Source organism: Stieleria sp. JC731, assembly GCF_020966635.1.
Taxonomy (GTDB): Bacteria; Planctomycetota; Planctomycetia; order Pirellulales; family Pirellulaceae; genus Stieleria.
This window is the reverse complement of sequence record NZ_JAJKFQ010000001.1, coordinates 170443-189122: the sequence shown is the minus strand read 5'-3', so window position 1 is coordinate 189122 and position 18680 is coordinate 170443. Positions and strand designations below refer to the sequence as shown.

Annotated in this window: 14 protein-coding genes; 12 read left to right on the top strand and 2 right to left on the bottom strand. The window is 52.1% G+C overall.

Annotated elements, in window-relative coordinates; genetic code table 11:
- Positions 1 to 9: 9 nt before the first annotated feature.
- The 3 genes from pilM (at position 10) to LOC67_RS00635 (ending at position 6061) form a co-directional block, all read left to right on the top strand.
- The gene (gene pilM / locus LOC67_RS00645) at positions 10 to 2223 is read left to right on the top strand and encodes a pilus assembly protein PilM (RefSeq protein WP_315861017.1); all 2214 of its coding nucleotides are present in this window, start codon (positions 10 to 12) and stop codon (positions 2221 to 2223) included.
- A gap of 416 nt (positions 2224 to 2639) precedes the next feature.
- Positions 2640 to 3758, top strand: coding sequence for a PQQ-binding-like beta-propeller repeat protein (locus LOC67_RS00640; RefSeq protein ID WP_230260414.1), 1119 nt, complete (start codon positions 2640 to 2642; stop codon positions 3756 to 3758).
- Positions 3755 to 6061, top strand: a complete 2307-nt coding sequence (locus tag LOC67_RS00635) for a tetratricopeptide repeat protein (protein ID WP_230260413.1) — start codon at positions 3755 to 3757, stop codon at positions 6059 to 6061. Before LOC67_RS00640 ends, LOC67_RS00635 begins: the two co-directional genes overlap by 4 nt.
- A gap of 10 nt (positions 6062 to 6071) precedes the next feature.
- Here the strand turns inward: LOC67_RS00635 and LOC67_RS00630 are convergent, their stop codons facing one another.
- A complete protein-coding gene (locus tag LOC67_RS00630) occupies positions 6072 to 8528 on the bottom strand; it encodes a tetratricopeptide repeat protein (protein ID WP_230260411.1) in 2457 nt (818 codons plus the stop codon).
- Positions 8529 to 8999: 471 nt separating this feature from the next.
- On the opposite strand from LOC67_RS00630, the gene LOC67_RS00625 reads away from it, so the two are divergent.
- From LOC67_RS00625 to LOC67_RS00605, 5 genes are all read left to right on the top strand, one after another.
- Complete coding sequence (locus LOC67_RS00625) at positions 9000 to 9785, top strand: glycosyltransferase family 2 protein (RefSeq protein ID WP_230260409.1); 786 nt, start codon at positions 9000 to 9002, stop codon at positions 9783 to 9785.
- Complete coding sequence (locus LOC67_RS00620; RefSeq protein WP_230260407.1) at positions 9782 to 10165, top strand: DUF2304 domain-containing protein; 384 nt, start codon at positions 9782 to 9784, stop codon at positions 10163 to 10165. The genes LOC67_RS00625 and LOC67_RS00620 overlap by 4 nt, the downstream gene beginning before the upstream one ends.
- 22 nt (positions 10166 to 10187) lie before the next feature.
- Positions 10188 to 11468, top strand: coding sequence for a glycosyltransferase (locus LOC67_RS00615; protein ID WP_230260405.1), 1281 nt, complete (start codon positions 10188 to 10190; stop codon positions 11466 to 11468).
- Positions 11469 to 11513: 45 nt separating this feature from the next.
- Positions 11514 to 12617, top strand: coding sequence for a glycosyltransferase (locus LOC67_RS00610; protein ID WP_230260403.1), 1104 nt, complete (start codon positions 11514 to 11516; stop codon positions 12615 to 12617).
- A 63-nt stretch (positions 12618 to 12680) separates the two neighbouring features.
- The gene (locus tag LOC67_RS00605; protein WP_230260401.1) at positions 12681 to 13511 is read left to right on the top strand and encodes a glycosyltransferase family 2 protein; all 831 of its coding nucleotides are present in this window, start codon (positions 12681 to 12683) and stop codon (positions 13509 to 13511) included.
- 235 nt (positions 13512 to 13746) lie between these two features.
- On the opposite strand, the gene LOC67_RS00600 is transcribed toward LOC67_RS00605, so the two are convergent.
- The gene (locus tag LOC67_RS00600) at positions 13747 to 14700 is read right to left on the bottom strand and encodes a glycosyltransferase (RefSeq protein ID WP_230260399.1); all 954 of its coding nucleotides are present in this window, start codon (positions 14698 to 14700) and stop codon (positions 13747 to 13749) included.
- Positions 14701 to 14730: 30 nt separating this feature from the next.
- On the opposite strand from LOC67_RS00600, the gene LOC67_RS00595 reads away from it, so the two are divergent.
- The 4 genes from LOC67_RS00595 to LOC67_RS00580 all read left to right on the top strand — a co-directional run bounded on the left by LOC67_RS00595 (position 14731) and on the right by LOC67_RS00580 (position 18659).
- On the top strand, positions 14731 to 16068 hold the full coding sequence (locus LOC67_RS00595; RefSeq protein ID WP_230260397.1) for a flippase: 1338 nt from the start codon (positions 14731 to 14733) through the stop codon (positions 16066 to 16068).
- A complete protein-coding gene (locus LOC67_RS00590; RefSeq protein WP_230260394.1) occupies positions 16061 to 16804 on the top strand; it encodes an FkbM family methyltransferase in 744 nt (247 codons plus the stop codon). Before LOC67_RS00595 ends, LOC67_RS00590 begins: the two co-directional genes overlap by 8 nt.
- Before the next feature lie 118 nt (positions 16805 to 16922).
- Positions 16923 to 17804: a glycosyltransferase family 2 protein gene (locus LOC67_RS00585; protein WP_230260392.1), complete on the top strand. Its 882-nt coding sequence runs from the start codon at positions 16923 to 16925 to the stop codon at positions 17802 to 17804.
- Between the two features lie 12 nt (positions 17805 to 17816).
- Positions 17817 to 18659 (top strand): FkbM family methyltransferase, encoded by an 843-nt coding sequence (locus LOC67_RS00580; RefSeq protein ID WP_230260390.1) that lies wholly within the window; start codon positions 17817 to 17819, stop codon positions 18657 to 18659.
- Positions 18660 to 18680: the final 21 nt, after the last annotated feature.

Sequence of the window (18680 nt, the reverse complement as noted above, 5' to 3'; positions counted from 1 at the left end):
TTGTTTTTTATGTCGACAGATCACATTCAAGCACAACCAGCCACGACTGCGACTTCTGGAATGGTGTCGTGCGGTAAATGTCAAACAGCCAATGTGTCTTCCAGTCAGTTTTGTGCTGAATGTGGGCACACGCTTTATGAAAAGTGCATCGGCTGCGACAAACCTGTTCTGCTAACCCAAGCTTTCTGCGGCAGCTGCGGCCAAGACTTGCGCGTCGCGATCGGAAAGCGAAAACAGCAACTCGAACAGAAGCTCGCCGATGCAGTGGCGTCAACGAAGAACGCCGATTACGAACGCGCTCGCGCATTGCTGGCCGCCGTCATTAGCAAGGAATCCGACTATCGATTCAACGACATCGTTGCCAATGCAAAAGTCGCATTGGAAAAGATCGAGCAAATCGCCAGTCAATTGACCACCAATGCGTCCGAGTCGATCAAGGCTGCAAAAGCAGCGTTCGAAAGCGAAGACTACAAAAAGGCTGTCTTGCTTCTTCAGAACCTGCCTGAAAAGCTACTGACCGACGACGCTCGACGAATCCTTGAAAAATCACAACTGACCATTCAGCAGTCGGAGTTTGCAACCAATGAACTTCGCAAAGCAATCGAAGCACGCGATTACGCCGCTGCCGGTCAACACCTTGAACTGTTGCTTGAACAGCAACCGGAGAATCAAAAGTACCAGCGGCTTGCGAAACAGGTTGGCGAAAAACTCCAGCAAAAGGCGGAACGTCGGCTCGATCAAAATCGCTATCGTGCCGCGATGGAGTTACTCAATAGTGTCCCCGGTTTTTCTAGAGACGATAAGCACACCGCTCTCGTCGAAAGATCTGAAAAGCTACTTTGGATCTCACAGCAGTTTGCCGGTGAACCCTTTGCAACTCCATCACTCGGTCGCCTAGCGAAACGATGGTGTGAAATCGCTCCTGCCGACGCAAAAGCGAAAGAAGCACTGACGATCATCGCAAAACGAATCAAAGCCGAACGCCAAGATCCGCGATCACTATTCGCCACCCGCGGCCCCAAAGCCCACAGCCGCATCGGCGGCGATCTAAACGTACTCGCATTCCCAAAGTGCGTTCAAGGTTTTGATCATCCCGAGATCCAGCGTGCCCCGGCGGAATGCAACGTTGCGCTCGGATTGGCGCTGCAAGGCTTAGGCGAAGCCCCCATCACAGATCAGTTTTTCCAACCCAAACAAGGATTACTGGGTCGGCTGCGTCGCAAAAAGCAAAACCGTTGCTGGGGATTCGATATCGGATCAAGTTCTATCCACGCCGTTTGCCTACAGCGTAACGATGAAGACGGTTCGATCAGTATTGTCGATGGTTTTGTAAAACGCTTCGACAACTTGGGCGCGCAATTAAAAGGCGGCGATCTCAACCAAGATTGGCTGAAAGAAAGCATCACGGAATTTATTGAAGGCCGCGATCTGACCGAAGTCCCCGTCTGGGTTAGCCTTCGTGGACGCGAATTGGTCACCCGGTTTGTTCAGTTGCCTCCGGTCAATGACAAACAAGCCAAACTGCTGTTCGAACGCGAGATCAAAGACAGAATCCCTGTCGAACTCGATGATGTTGTCCTCGTCAAATGGCTTTGTGAATTGCCTGATGATGAGGACCACGGTATCGGCCGTCCTTCGTTTGTTGCGGCCGCTAAAAAGTCTCACTTGGATCCCTTTGTCGCAATGCTCGAAAGCGCGGGCCTGACCGTTAGCGGTATCCAAGCGGCGCCAATCGCGTTGATGAACCTAGCAGCGGTTGAATTCAAAGAGCTAATTTCGGGGCCAACCGATGACCAAGACAAACCTTCCGTTGATGCGGATGACCGTGTGGGTCAGCCGCAACTTCCTGCCGTCGCCTTGGTCGATGCAGGTGCCGAAACCACTACGCTGTGCTTTGTTTCAGCCCGTGCCTATTGGTTCTGGACCATCGAATCCGGAGGCGGCGAGTTCACTCGGATGATCGCCCGATCGAGCCAGAAGACACATGCCGAAGCGGAACAACTCAAACGTGATGTTGCCTCGATTGACCGCCCGCATCTGGTAATGGAACCCGTCGAATTGCGACTCGATGAACTCCGCTCTCGACTGGAAAAGATCGTCATGGACGCAAAAAAGACCGGTGCACCATTTGACGTTTTGCAAACCTGGTGCTGTGGTGGCGGTTGCAAGCTACATGGTTGGATCAAAGCGATTTTGTCTGACCAAGCGTCAATCGACACGTAGCAACCATCTGTGTTTGGGTACATGACGCCCCTAGCGGGTTGCTTATCAAATCGAAATTTGACATGCAGTTCACTTCTGGGCATCAGCAGGCTTAAAATCCTGGTTCTTCAGGGCGATGGTGATTCGAATTCCTATTCATCTAAACAGTCAGCACACCACAGTTAACCATGATCACCCAGCGGCGGAAGCTGATTCGGCACCACCAATCAGCTCTCTTATTTTGCGGCGTGATCAGTGTGCTTCTGGGAATCGTATTACACGGTTCTCCAGAGAGAGACGTGGCGAAAAATCCCATCGCGGCTGGTGTTTATAAATCGCCAGACCCCACATCCGCAAATGTGGGCGAACCGATCGAATGGCCGCAACGCTTCGGCAAAAACCGCACATCTAGCCTAGAAGCGAACGTGCTGCCACTGATGTTTCCTAGTTCAGGACCAAAGCAAGTTTGGCAAGCCGATGTGGGAACCGGATATGGATCGCCGGTAACATCACGATCACGCGTGTTCCTGATGCACCGGATCGATGATACCGAAATCATTTCTTGCTTTGATGCCAAGACGGGTTCATTGGTGTGGGAACATCGATACCCAACCACATTTCACTGTGAATTCGAATATAGCGATGGCCCAGCTGGGAGCCCATTGATCGACGGAGACTACGTCTATGCGGTTGGTGGGCAACACCAAGTCTTTTGCCTGAACATCGCTGACGGAACGGTTTGCTGGTCGCGTGACCTCGGGTCTGAGTACTCAATGGACGATCTCGATTTTGCGGTCGGCTCCTGCCCACTGATTGTCGATGGAAAACTGATTTACAACCTGGGCTGTGAATTAAAGGAAGCCGGCGTGATCGCGATTGATCAGTTCACAGGCGAAACGATTTGGACAGCCACAGACCACGCCGCAGGCTATTGCTCGCCCATTTCTGCAGTCATCCATGGCGAGCCCTTCGTTTTTGCCATGACGAGCGAAGGATTGGTTTCGATCGATCCTTCGACCGGACAGGTTGACTGGCATCACGAACACCACCCGCACTCAGACCTGTCATACAACAGCACGTCCCCCACGGTGGTCGGCGATCTGGTGCTCGCCGTTTCCGGCCCAGGTCCCGGGGCGGTTTGCTTAAAGGTCAACGCGGACCGTAGCTATCAAGTTATCTGGAAAGATCGTCGTATACTCGATTCGCAGTTCAACAGCTTGATCGTACAAGATCACTACGTATTTGGATTCACAGCCAAGCGACAGGGCGGATCAAAGCTTCGCAGCATTGACATCCGCAGCGGAGACATGATCTGGGAATCCGAGTCAAGCCAACTCGGTCGAGGCCAAGGCTTGCGACTTGGGGCATCGTTGCTGCTGACAGGCGAAGATGGCCACGTCGCGATTGCCGAAATCAAGAACGGCGCAGCAACTCGCATGATGGTCACAGAAACTCCAATCGCTCAAGCTCCGCTCTACACATCACCTGCCGTCTTCGATCGGTACTTGTACATCAAGGACGAAGCGAAACTCGTTTGCTTTGAATATGCTCAATGACCGAGAAGCTTGCTCCCAAAGACTCTCTGGTGGAATCAGAACAGGCAGCTCAATCGTTGCAGGAAACCAATTCCACTGATTTGATTCCCATCAGTCGGTGGCAACATACGAAGGCCATTGTGGCGTTAGCCGTTGTATCATTGGCTGTCTACGCCCCATCATTAAACGGCGTATTCCTGCTGGACGATCACAATAATATCGTCGCCAACAATCAAATCCAAACTGGCGTATTGAATCCCGAACTTTGGACCAGTGTCCGCGGGCTGACGATGGGCACGTTCGCGATCAACTATCAGCTTTCCGGTTTGGATCCTCGCGGGTTTCATTGGGTCAACAATTCGATTCATACGCTATCGGTTGTTTTACTCTACGCATTCTCGATCCGATTGCTACGAAACCCTCGATCCAGAATCCGATCGGTTCAGCTGGCCGCATTTTTGATCGCGATGCTTTGGGCGGTACATCCGCTCTGCACCCAAGCGGTTACCTATCTGGTTCAACGAGCCGAAATACTGATGGCGATGTCAATGCTAGGCTTCCTGATCGCCCTGGATCATTCGTCAGTTTCGTCACGGAAACGAAGGTGGCAATGGTTTGCAGTGGGCATTTTCCTGGCTGGAGCGGCAAGCAAAGAAGTAATGGTCATGGCGTTACCCATCGGAATGCTCTACGACCGTTTGTTTTTGTCGACCGGTTGGGGCGAGACGCTGAAACGACGTTCGACAGTTTGGGTCGGCTGCGCCACATTGCTATTGGTCGCTGCAGCGATCAAAGGCCCTACGCTGTTAGCATCCAACTCGAGTGTGGGCTTCTCGATGGAGTCGATCCGGCCTGGGCAGTACGTCGCGACTCAACCGTTGATCTTGCTTCACTACATTCGATTGATGCTTTGGCCAGAACCATTGGTATTTGACTACGGCTGGCCTCCAGAAACTGAGATGTGGAAGATCGCGTTAAGTACCGCTATCGTCTTCGTTGCCGCGGTCGGATGCATTTTAAAAGCGAGTCGTTTTCCTGTATTCGCTTTTACGATTTTGGCTGCTTTGCTGATGTTTGTCCCGACCAGCTTGATGCCGCTTCAGGATCTCGCTGTGGAACACCGTGCATATCTATCTTGCGGGTTTGTCTTGATAGCGATTGTCGCCTCGCTGTTTCGCTGGATCGAATCATCTGAGGAACGATCAAAAGTATTGCCGATCGCACTGTTTGGAGGAGCGGCGTTTGTGTTTGCACTGCTCACGGTCAATCGAAACGCAATCTATTCGTCCCGTGTTGCCATGTGGCAAGACGTAATCGACAAGACACAAGGGGCAGGCCACCAAAATATGTATTTGGCCCGTGCATATACCAACCTGGGTGAAGCCTTCGCAGAGCAGTCCGAATGGGATCAGTCGATTGATGCCCTTGAACACGCTGTCCAAATTGGCGGCTATCCACAACAAGTTCACGGCAACCTCGCGCGTGCCTACATAGAATTGAATCTTCCTAACAAGGCTGCGGTGCATATTGTGGAAGCCGTAAAACGCAACCCAAAAGACGCTCGAACCCGGCAACAAGCCGGCCTACTGGCGATCCGGCAAAAGGACTTCGAAACGGCAGAAAAGATGTTTTCCGTCGCTGCTGAGCTATCGCCACAGGACGAAGTTATCCTCTTCAACCTTGCCAAATCTCAGGTAGCGCTGGGACAACTGGAGTTGGCGGAAGCAAACTTCCGACGTTCGATCGAACTTCGGCCGTCCGAGGCCGCACCACACTACAGCTTGATCGCTTTGTTGGCACGACAAGGAAAATTCGATCCAGCAAAACAACTTTGCGAAACATGGCTTTCCGACCACCCCGAAGACGGACGCGTTAACGTCCTGCTCGGAAGTCTCTTTGCTTCGGAACAAAACATGGATGAAGCGGTACAGCATTGGAAAGTGGCGGCAACGCAGTCACCTCCGACAGAACAAGCAAATTTCCTACTAGGAAACTATTATCTGCAAACAGGTGATCGAAAACTCGCGCGACAGCACCTCGAAGCCGAAGTCGGTGTCGATGCGACGAACGTCGAGGCTCTTGTCAATCTAGGTGCACTGTCGGCGGAAAATGAGCCCCGAACCGCCCGGAAATACTTTCAAAAAGCCTTGGCGGTGCAACCGACTTACCTTCAGGCCGATTTCAACATTGCGGCAATCGATGCTCGCCTTGGGAAACGTGACGAAGCAACCACGAGATTAAGAAGCATCATTGACCGGCATCCAAACTTTGCACCGGCGAACCAGTTGCTGCAAGCGTTGGAATCAATCCCCATATCGCAGTAGCAACGCCGAACTATTTTGCCGAATCGTTTTCAAGCCTGGCGAGGCGATCCAGCACGATTCTTGCAGGCTGAAATCCTGGGTTAATTTGCACTGCAGATTGGTAGCACTTAATCGCGTCTTGTAATTTGCCTTGGCGGACCAAGGCGTTACCAAGGCTGTGCCAGGCGTTGAAATTTGAACGATCAATCTCGACTGCCCTTCGAAGGTACCTTTCGGCTGCAGCCGGGTCATCGTTCGAAATCAAAGCACCGAGATTATTGAAGACGCTACTCTCGGGCTGACCAAGCTCGATCGCTTCGCGATAATGCTTGATCGCTTCTGGCTTTCGGTCCGACCAGCGGAACACATCAGCAATCGCGGCATGAAAATGAGGATCATCATTGGCTTTCCCCTGCAGTCGACGCAATTGATCAAGCGATGCGTTTAGTTCACCACGCCGGGCGTTCATCAACGCCGCCTCAATCTCCCAATACTGTCGCTGATCCGATGCAACGCTGATCAACTGTTTCTTAATCATTGACTCGGCAAGATCCAGGTCGCCATTGCGAAATGCTGATCGATAACGGAGTTTGGCGACATCAGGATTCTGGCTTGGCCTTTCACCGATCACCGCAAGCACACGTTCAGATTCGTCAAAGCGATTGGACTCGGCAAGCCATCGCCCCAGTTCACGGACAGTGTCATCAATATCTCCCGAACCTGAAAGCGAACCTAAAACCTTGTTGGCGGCTACCTGATCGTCGTTCATCCAATCGAGTTGAGCTTTCCGAAGAACGAGCGAACGATCGTCCGCACCGCATAGAGAGATCCCCTTGTTGATCCATTCCAAAGCAACGCCCCATCGCTTCTGTGCAGCTAGCACCGATGTTAAGTGAACGTACAAATCAGCTCGGAGAGGTCGATTCTGGATTGCTTGGTAAAGCGATTGCTCGGCTTCTTGCAAATGGTTGTGTGCAAGATGGACGTCGGCCAAGCGAATCAAATGTTCGCTTCCGCCGGGCGTCAGCTTGACCGCTGTTTCGGCTGCGACGACAGCTTCCGCCCATTGATCCACCGCAGACAAGGCAGCGGCGTAGCCAGAATACACATTGGCCTTTTCATAATCTGGTTGCCATTGAAGACCGCTCGCTTGAAATGCTTTTTCAAAATACGGGAGTGAATCTTCAGGTTGATCAGCAGTCAGAAGCGTCGAACCGATATTGAAGAACGCTCGGTAGTTCCAAGGCGCTTTGTTCGCGGTGTCTTTCCAAAGCTCTACCGGCGAGGCATAAAGTTCCGACCGGCGGAATGTTGAAACCCCAAGAACCAGTGTCAGCACAAACACAATTGCTGCAGCTGTATGCTTTGACGGCTGAATAAATCGAATCGAGACAAGCACGATCGCTGCGATCACCCAAACGCTCGCCAGATAGATTCGATGTTCAACGATGATATCCAGCAACGGGACGAATGCAGTTGTCGCGATACAAACAAAGAATCCCAACGGAAAAAGACTCCACCAATTCCGTCGCCACAGCCCCCAAAACGTACCGATCAGCATCGAACCGATCAAAGCGATCGAGACGAGGATCTTCTGCGGGTTGGTTGCTGGAGGCCAAAGGTAGTCAAACGTTTGCCCAGCAGGCCACACCACCAACCAAAGATATCGCAACGTGACCGCTGGCTGTGTTAGCCAGTATTGAATTGGTAAAAGGTGTTTGATCGCAAATCCGGCGGCGGCGGAATCATCCGAATTCCACAGCGTTGGACCGACCACGAACAGGCCACCCAACAACACCGGCGCTAGTAACAACACAAAGAAGATCCACCGACTCCGCAACCACTCGCGTCCACTAACGTCCGAAGAAAGCCAATCGAACGCGGCGACCACCGCGAGTGCAAAAACCGCAGGCTCCTTGGATCCGATCGCCAACCAGAACACGATGATCGAAGCGACTTGCCACACACGTCTTCCCTGGGCCTTCAAGTACAACCACCATCCGACCAGAAACAGCAATCCCCAAAGTGACTCGGCTCGCTGGATCGTATACGCGACCGCTTGCGTTGTTATCGGATGAACCGACCATAGCAACGCAATTGCGTAGGCGATCGATCGACTACTAAAACCACTGCGCAGTCTCGATGGTATAGACAAACGTTCGAACAGTTCCGTGAGAACGATCCAAACTGCGAACGAGTTGAGAATGTGGATTGCCACATTGACCAAGTGATAGCTTGTCGGCGACGAGCCACCAAACCAATAGTTCAACCGAAGCGTCAAATAGGTGACTGACCTGGTTCGCAGCAATTGAGAGATCGAGGGAACCTGCCCCAGACTCGGGTTGTCGCGGATCTCCGGAACATCATCGAAAACAAAGGCTCCGTTGACTCCAGGTAAATGGGCGAACACGACGAGCGTGAGCAGCCCAATGGCAAGTCCGCCACCAAACAAAAAGTCTTTTCGAGATTGTGTCCGGGCGTCCATCATAGGTTGAAAACAACTTGAGCCTGCGAAGAGGCCACGGCAGCGAACGAACTTCCGTCGTCAACTAAAAATACGTGCCGATCTTCTTAGCCAACGTCTTTCAGAGGCCTGATGACCTGTTGAGAGATGCCTAGACGATACGGACATTTGATCGCGAATACTGCCGCGAATCTGTTTAAGTTTGCGTTAACTTTTGCGCTGCAGAGGCTTCACATTTCAGGATCGTATTTGCGCCAAAATGCTGTAGATCTCCGCTTTTGCGAAGAATGACCGCCGAGTGAACCTGAGCGTCTAAGAACACTTTTGTGTAAGGGATGACGGTTGATCGCGAATACCACTCTCGGGGACTTGATCGCACCGTGCTATTCGAGTCATTCTGGCCAGACATAAGCAGTCAACCACACCCGGTTGAATGAAGTGTCACCGAACAGGACGAAGTCCGCGCCGATCGTTAAACCATACCTGAACTGTCACGTGTCATTGGTAGCAAGCCGACCTATCGAAACATCTGACGCGTCTGTCGAACGCAAGTGTGAAAGCTTGCCGCTTGACAGCGTCACGGAGAATGCTGTTCGAAGCTCGGTCGGGCGTCTGTTTGTTGTCATTCCGGCGTATAACGAATCATCCAGGATAAAGACGGTCATCGACAACCTGCGGCGATCGGGAGTTCGTGACATCGTTGTGGTTGATGATGGGTCAGCCGACGATACCGCGAACCTTGCTGCGGCCGAAGATGTTTGGGTTCTCCGCCACATTGTCAATCGCGGCCAAGGTGCGGCACTGCAAACCGGAATTGATTTTGCAATTTCAAACCAAGCGGACTTGATTGTCACCTTCGATGCCGACGGCCAACACCGTGGCGAAGACCTGCTCAAAATGATTCAGCCCATCGTCGATGGCCGAGCCGACGTGACGCTGGGAAGTCGCTTTTTAGGCAATGCAGAAAACGTGCCTCCACTGCGTCGACTGATCTTGAAAGCTGGGGTTGTGCTGACTCGATTGACAAGCGGATTGCCATTAACTGACACACATAATGGCTATCGTGTAATGACATCAAACGCCGCAACGCGATTGCGAATGTTTGAAGACGGAATGGCGCACGCAAGCGAATTTCTGGACCGTTTGGCAGCCTCAAAACTGCGATGGACCGAAGTCCCCGTCACGATTCGATATACCGAAGGGACGTTAGAAAAAGGGCAACGAAATTCGGCCGCGTTTCGAATTCTCTTTCGAATCTTTATCTCAAAGGTGACCCGATGATTCCCTTTCAATGGCTCTTTGGCGGGCTGTTGCTTGCCGCGCTCGCTGTTGAAGTGATGCTTCAGTTGCGGCACCAGAGTCGTCGCTCGATTGGTTTGATGCGTGGTTCGGTCTGGGCCACTGCACTTGTGCTGGTGCTGAACCCCAACATCTTGCAGCAGATCGCGTCTCGCTTAAGCATTGGTCGTGGAGCGGACTTTCTGCTCTACACGCTTGCCGTTTGCTTTCCGATCGTGGGATTTTACTTGCTGCATTCAATTGAAAAGCAGCGTCAGCAGATCACGCAATTGGTTCGCGCACTCGCGCAGAAGACGCCCTACCATTCTCCCACCGAACCGATCCTGGCCCGGCCATTGGATCGTGATAACGGTGATGCATAGCGGCTGACCGGCACGTCTAACCATGAACGTTACTCTTGTCAGCACGCACGGCGTCCGGGGTGGCGCGGCACGAGCGACCAAACGGCTGCACGATGGCTTGCGAGCCCAAAACTGCGACGCACGCCTGTTGACTCGGTTTCACAGCGGCGAAGACACGGCTGGCATTCAGCCTGTCTATCCAGCCACGGCAGTTTTCAAGAATGCCTACCTATCGGCAAAAAGCTTGATGCTTCGACTGCCGGTGATGCGCTACCAAACCGGACCAAATTGCGATCTGTTCTCGCTAAGCCGAGGACCGATCGCAGATATGGATCGTCGCTGCCAAGATGCAGACGTCGTTCACTTGCACTGGATAACGGCGATGGTTGACCTTCCATCGCTACTGACACAGCTGCCAAATCACATCCCAATGGTCTGGACTCTTCATGACCTAAACTTGATGACTGGTGGATGCCACTACAACGGCCCCTGCGACTTGTATCAACAGCAATGTGGATCTTGCCCAGAACTTCATTCTCGTCGCGTCAAAGACCTGGCCCATCGAAATTTCAATTTTAAACGAGACCTCTTTGATCAGATCGATCCTCAACGATTGACCATCGTCGCTCCGTCGCGATGGATCGGTGAGTGTGCTCAAAAAAGCCGATTGCTTCGTCGTTTTCGAATCTGTCATCTTCCCAACGGTATCGACGTCGATATTTTCAAACCGACCTATCGCGACGCACGCAGGAAGCAACTTCAACTGCGTCGTGACGAAGTTGCGATGTTATTTGTTGCCGATAGTGTTGGCAATTTCCGAAAAGGGTTCGACTTGCTTCTGAAGGCACTGCGTCAATTGAAGACGGCCGATCCTGTAGTACTGTTAGTGCTTGGACGCGCCGAACAAAGTCAGCTTGCTAGGGTCGCCTCACCCAACATCAGAATCATCTCACTCGGCTACATTGAGGATGAACACGAAATGGCCGAGATCTACAGCGCTGCTGATCTCTTTGTGATCCCCTCGCGGCAAGACAACCTTCCCAATACGGTCCTGGAAAGCCTCGCGTGTGGAACCCCCGTTGTCGGATTCCGCCAAGGTGGAATCATCGACATGGTAATCGATGGTGAAACGGGTCTACTTGCCCGTCCGAACGATTGCGAAAGCCTTTCGGCGATGATCAGTACAATGATCGAAAACCGAGACCTTCGTACACGAATGTCGCCACTTGCAAGGCAATGGGTGTTACAACATTTCACACTTAAACAGATGGCTAGCGAACATATCTCGCTCTATCAAGAACTGACTTCGCAAATCGCCGCTTAGCCACAGTGCCCATCGTCGGTCGCTTCGCCATCTCAAAATAGTCCTTTGCGCATCGCCATCATCGCAACGCTAATCCATCCCGATCGAGTGGGCGGCGCGGAAACCTATGCCCGAGCGATTGTGCCACGGCTTCCCGCGAAGGCCCCCCATCACGATTTCACCATCGTGCTTCCCAAGGGACACGACGCGAATCTCCAGGGAGTGAATGCCAGGACAGTCGAGCTGGACCTGCCGGTCAAACACGTCTATCGCAGGGTCATTTGGGAACACACTTCGCTAACTCAGTATCTGAAACGGGAACGCTTCGATCTTGTTCATTTCCTTGGAACCACGGCTTCCATCGGAGTTGCGGGACCGGCAGTGGTGACGGTTCATGAAACCCTACGGTTCCAAGCACCTGAAAGCGCCGGCGAATTAATTCGTCTGTATTACTCGCTCAACCATAGGTCCATCGTACGACGAGGATTCAATCTCGTTGGCGTCTCTGGTTATGACACAGCGATGATGCGGAAGCACCTTCATTCGCCAATAGACAAAACGCATGTCGCAGCATTGGGCGGAAGCGAACGCTTTGAGAACATTCCTGACAATGATCAAGCCCTTGATTTTTTATGGATTGGCCATCCCTATCCACACAAAAATGTCCCATTGCTAATCGAAAGTTTTGCAAAGGCACAAATAGCGTTGCAACCGAATTCGCGTCTGCGACTTGTGGGACTTCCCGAACGTGAACAATCGAAAATGCGAGAGGTTGCTGCACAATTTGGGATCCAACATCGAGTATCCCTGCATGGGAAGGCCAGCGAACGGGAACTCCGCGCGCACCTTGATCAATCGGCTGTCGTCTGCTTGCCATCAAGCTGTGAAAGCTTTGGACTGCCGATTCTGGAAGGCCTAAGCTGCGGACGAAGCATCGCGTGCAGCCCACACCCGGCACTGAATGAACTCTATGCAGGCCACGTCTTTGCTTGCAGCGAACTGACCTCCGATGCATATGCCAATGCGTTGATATCAGCACAAGAAGAGTACATCATGGGCGAGTCTCGCGATCGCCACCGTCAATTTGCAAAGCGATTCAACTGGGACACTTGCGCACAAACAACAGCCAATGTCTACGACATCGCTCTCAAGCAATCAGACTATGCTTAAGCTTCCTGCGACCGTTGAAGGCTGTGGCTCATGCGGCAAGGATTCTCGTCCTGGTTCATAAGCATGGTTCGCGTTTCATTCATTATTCCAACACTGAACCAAGCTGCATTCCTGGCGAGATGCATCGACAGTTGCCTAGCGCAAGGCATCTCGGACAGTGAAATCCTTGTTCAAGATGGCGGATCAACCGACGGAACAGATTCAGTTCTACTCCGCTATGGATCAAAGGTTTCAGCCATTTCCGAACCTGATGATGGGCAGTCCGATGCGATCAATCGATGCATTAGGAGAGCCGATGGCGACATCATCGCTTGGATTAATTCGGATGATTACTATCCGACCGGCGACGTTCTTAAAGTCGTGTCCGACGCTTTCGAAGCCGACAACGACGTAGACATCGTCTATGGAGACGGAATGTACGTTGACCAAAGCGGAAATTCGCTGCGTCGATTCAACAGTTTTCCGATCGAATCACCACGAAAAACGCTCATCGCCCACCCCACCAGCCCATGCTCGCAGCCGGCACTATTCTTTCGCCGTGAGCTTTTCGAAAAGGTTGGTGGGTTGAGACAAGATCTGCATTGGGCGATGGACCATGAGTTGTGGTTTCGGATGTTTACCGAGGCGCGGAAATGGCGATATATCCCCCAAGTGTTCGCGCACATGACGCTGCACTCCGACGCGAAAAGCGTGCGGGCGATTTCGAAACAGATCAACGAGGTCGCCGCGATCAAAAATAGTTTTCTCAAAGCCAATCACGGTCGACTGTCAGAGTACGTACGCGTGATGCGCGGCACCTGGATGGTTCGCTGCTATCAGCTTGCGTATAACAGCGGTTTGCTGAAATACTACTGGCGTTACCTGCAAAAGCGACAAAGCACTCGGAAACGCTGATTCCCGTGCTGGGTGGCTTTCACTCCAATGGCCGTACAGGATCAGTCGCTATCTAATTCTGGTAGACGAACCTCGTCCTTCGTTCCATATGAAAATACGGGTTCGATTCATCGGCCAATGGACAATGGGCAATGGGCAATGGGCAATGGGCAATGGTCCTAGTTATTGCACTGAAACCGTGGCTAACGCCACACGGCTAATTCTAAAAGCGAGTTGGAACGAAGCACTAGTGACTTCATGATTGGTGATAAAGCAACTGAAACACTTTTGAGACCAGCTTGGGTGGAATCGCGAGTAGTGCTTGCTCGGCACACATCCTGAATTTCGCCGACAAGGCCATTTCATCCCGCCAGTGTTCTTTCTTGACCGCGATCGTTCCGGCGATTTGGCTTCGCAGCTTTTGGCTTTTGATTTGGCCATCGTGGATTCGGTATTCCAACAACTGCGTTGCATCATTGTGCAGCTTGGCACCCTGTTTTAGCATTCTGCACCAAAGGTCGTAGTCCTCCGCATAAGGATGGTCCTCGCGATAGCCGCCAAGGGATTCAACCAGTGACTTTCGAAACATCGCACCGGGATGTGGAATCACGTTTCGAATCATCATCATTTGACCAATCGAGTCCGATTCGACCGGATAGAATCGCTTCGCAGTCGCCTTGCCTGATTGGTTGATAATCTCAAGCTGACAACCACAAACACCATACTCGGGCCGTCCTTCTAGAAACGCGAGCTGCTTCTGCAAACGTTCCGGCTTGCAGCGATCGTCAGCATCAAACCTCGCGATAAAGTCTGACTGACAAAGCGACAGTCCGAGATTGAGTTGCTGCACAAGCGACGTACGTGTGCTGTTGTGATGGTAGCGTATTCTTGGGTCACCGATCGCTCCCAAAACCGCATCGGACATCGACTCCGAAGGGTCTTCCACAACGACTAGTTCCCAAGATTGCAAAGACTGGCCTTGCAAACTTTTGACCGCCTCGGTCAAGTAGGTTTCATTCGCATTCCAAATGGGCATGAGAACAGAAACGGCGGGTCGAGTGGTCGTCATCATTCCGGGAAATTTTGTCGTACGAATCGATCGGTTCTGCAACGCTAACAAAGGCTCGGCCTTACGCAACGGTTGAAGCCCTGAAATCACTCCAATGAACGAGATTGATCGCAGAATCTTCACCATGTCGACAATGGCCATGTCTCGTCCCCACGACCGACTACACTCTAGATGACGGCCCACTCAATCTCGGATCGCCATCAAGAATTGCGTTCCAGAGTTCCCAGCAATCTTGCGTGGCTGTTTTTTGGCAAAGGCGTTGCGGTTCTCGATAGCGTCATCATCGGGGCGATCGTGGCTCGCTATCTCGGGCCATCCCAACTGGGGATCCTTAGCTACGCCGCTTCACTGCTTGCGATTGCATTGCCATTTCTAACCTTTGGTTTTGACAGAATACTTGTTCGAGACTTCGTCCAAGCACCCAACCGGCGTGATGCCGACTTTTGGTTGGCGGTGATTTTCCGACTTGTGCTGGTGTGCGTTGTCGCTGCAGGCGGTGCTGCGCTGCTTCACTCCGGTACGATCGAGTTTTCGTCGCCGCAAGAGTACCGAGTGCTTTTAATAACACTGCTCGGACTGCTCGCGGTTCCGCTTTCGGTCCCTGTATTGCTACTGGAATCGATGGTACTTTCGAAGTGGAACGTCTGGGTAACCAACCTATGGGTCTTGTTAGCAGCATTGATCCGTGGCGTCTTGGTGTTCTGTTCGGCACCGCTTGAGGCATTCGCCGTCACGCAAGTGCTATTTTCGATCGGTGTTGGTCTCAGCCTATTTGCGGTACTCGCTAAACTTGGACAACTGCCAACACTGTGCATGCCCAAGATTTCGCGGTTACGTGAACTGGTAGCCGAGTGCTGGCCATTAGCGATCAGTGGTATTGCCGTCACGCTCTATATGAACGCTGATCTATCGATGCTTCGCTGGTTGAAGACCCCGGAAGAAGCAGGGACCTACTCGGTCGCGGCCAGCATGTCCGCTCTGTGGTACTTCATCCCCGTTTCACTGCAGTCATCTCTGTTTCCGACATTGTCATTGCGACACAAGCAAGACGCTGAAGCCTTTCGCAATGAATACCAATCGTTCTTGAACTTGATTGCGATCGTCACATGGTGCTCCCTGGGAATCGCCTATTTCGTTATGCCGATCTTTATCTTGATGCTGTTTGGCGAAGGCTATCGCCTCAGCTGCGAGGTATTCAAGATCCACGCCTGTTCGTTGCCATTTGTATTTATCGGCGTTGCGATTCAACCTCTCGTTGACCTCGGTCGCTTCCAACGGCCGTTGTTAGCAGTGCTGCTGATCGGAATGTCAGTTAATTTGGGGTTGAACGCATGGCTGATCCCAAGTTTTGGTGGCTTTGGTGCCGCATGGGCAACCGTTATCGGCTATGCGATTTCTTCCCTGGGCATCTGCTTGACCCCGAAAGGACGCCCCCTCGCCATGATGCTTGTCCGATCATTTTTCCTTTGTCCACTGACGTCGATCCATCGGGCACTTCGCCGTGGCTAAAAGAACCTTTCGTCAGCGTGTCGTCTCGATACTGCGTCCTGTTTACGAAAAGATCGCGATGCCGCTATGCCACCGCCTAGGGCTGAGGGCGATCAACTCGGTTGCCCTGGATTACCTAGACATCCGGCTGATCGACATTTTCGACCGAAAGCGAAACGGGACATTCATCGAAGCGGGTGCCAACAATGGCATCTCGCAGAGCAACACGTACTATCTTGAAAAAGTTCTTGGCTGGACCGGACTGCTGATCGAGCCGAGTCCGTCACTCGCCGAAGCTTGCCGTCGCAACCGCAGTAGTTCAGCCGTTTTCAATGCTGCCCTGGTCCGTGATGGCTACCCAGACAGCCACGTCGTCTTGGAGCAGGCAGGCCTGATGAGCGTTGTCAATGATGGCGTCATCGACGAAGCCACCATACGGGAACACGTCGACACCGGCCGAGACGTGCAACACCTTGAAGCAGAAGCGGCAATCAAAGTTACAGCTCGGACGCTGCAAAGTATTCTTGACGAATCAAACCTAACTCACATCGACTTTTTCTCATTGGATGTCGAAGGCTACGAACTTGAAGTTCTCAGCGGAATCGACTTTACCAAAACCAACATCGATTGGATCTTAGTCGAGGTTCGCCAGTCAAACGAAGAACGAATCGACCAAATGCTGCAGACACATGGTTATCGCTGGGAGCACATTTGGAAAACTCGAGTCTACGCCAACAAGCTTTACCGCCGCCAATGACAAACAGCCAACTTTCTCGACTTGGCGAAAGTAATTTGCCTGGGCCAATGAACTGATGGATGTTCCGATCCTTCTACTTGTCTTCAACCGACCAGAAACGACCGATCGAACTTTTCAGATGATTCGTTCGGTACGCCCAAGTCAGTTGTTCATTGCTGCCGATGGTCCTCGTGCTGATCACGCTAGCGACGTGGCACAATGTGAATTGACCCGGAAGGTAACCGAAAACGTCGACTGGGATTGTCAAGTCCGCCGTCTCTATCGCGATGAAAACCTTGGCTGCCAAGATGGCGTTTACACCGCGATCAATTGGTTTTTCGAACACGTCGACTTTGGGATCATCCTGGAAGACGATTGTTTGGCGGACGCTAGTTTTTTTCCGTTTTGCGAAGAACTCGGCAAACGTTACGAAAGCGACGAACGGATCGCCGTTATCACAGGCGACAACTTCCAAAACAACCAGCGCCGCGGTGACTGCAGTTACTACTTTTCAAAATTCAATCATTGCTGGGGATGGGCGACATGGCGTCGTGCCTGGACACTTTACGACCACAATCTATCATGCCCCACTGGAAAGTCTGACGATGACGTGATCCAGAGTTTCGCAACTCGTCCTGGCGAAACACGATACTGGAAGACGATATTCCAACGTTGCCGCGAAGGAAAGATTACGGCTTGGGACTATCGCTGGACGTTTACCGTCTGGAAGCACCGAATGCTAACGATCACGCCACAAGTCAACTTGGTGCAAAACATCGGATTCGGGTCCGACGCATCCAACACCACCGGTTCAGACTCTCGCGTTCCCAAACGCCACACAATGGAATTCCCACTGACCCATCCTAATAACGTTTCGCAGCATGAAGACGCAGACCGGTTTTGCGCCCGCTATTGGTTTGGCGTTGGCGATCCTGTGCACTTCGTGATGGGACTACTGCAAGGCGTCGCTGGGTTCCTTCGGTCGATACGACGTAAAACACGGGGCTCTCAACGAGGCTGATTGGGCTTACCCATGTTCCTTATCGACTATCTCTACAACGCGCTGCGTTTGCGCACGGGCGAATCGCTTAGCGGTGAAAGCTTGCGCATGCATCGCGTTCTTCATCGATCGCGTTGGACCCTAGGAACGGTCCGAGTCGCTGGTCACGAGCTGACTTATGTCGACGGTGCGTCAGCCTACTCTGCTTGGCACGCAATCTTTTTGCAAAAGCTTTATGACTTTCGATGCGGCCATGAATCTCCCGTCATTATCGACTGCGGCGCCAACATTGGTATCGCCGTACGTTATTGGCTGTCACGATATGAATCGCCAAAGATTCTGGCGATCGAACCCGACCCGGCTATTTTTGAAACCCTAAAACAAAACTGCGACGGAGCGGCGAATGTCACGCTACTTCAATCGGCGGTTTCCAAGACGGGCGGACCACTATCATTTTGTTCCACAGGCGATGATGCGGGACACCTACTACAAAACGACGCCGGTCAGCAAACAGATCAAAAGCAGACAAATACAATAGCGATCAACTCGGCTCAGCTTTCCGAACTGATCGAACAATCAGACTCACCGATTGATTTCTTGAAACTGGATATCGAAGGCGCCGAAACGGAAGTCTTGAAAGAAGCCGCATCAAAACTTGACAAGGTTCGCAATCTGTTTGTCGAGTACCACGGCTTTGCTGATCAGCAGCAGACCTTGCATGAGTTGCTCGCAGTTCTGTCTGAAGCTGGCTTTCGATACCACTTGCTACCCGAGCTTTGGTCACCCAGCCCCTATCAGCAAATCAAAATTGACAACGGCATGGACCAACGCGTCAATGTTTGTGCCTCACGCGACTTCAACGGATCGGCCATATAAAACTTCAATGAACCTAGCCTC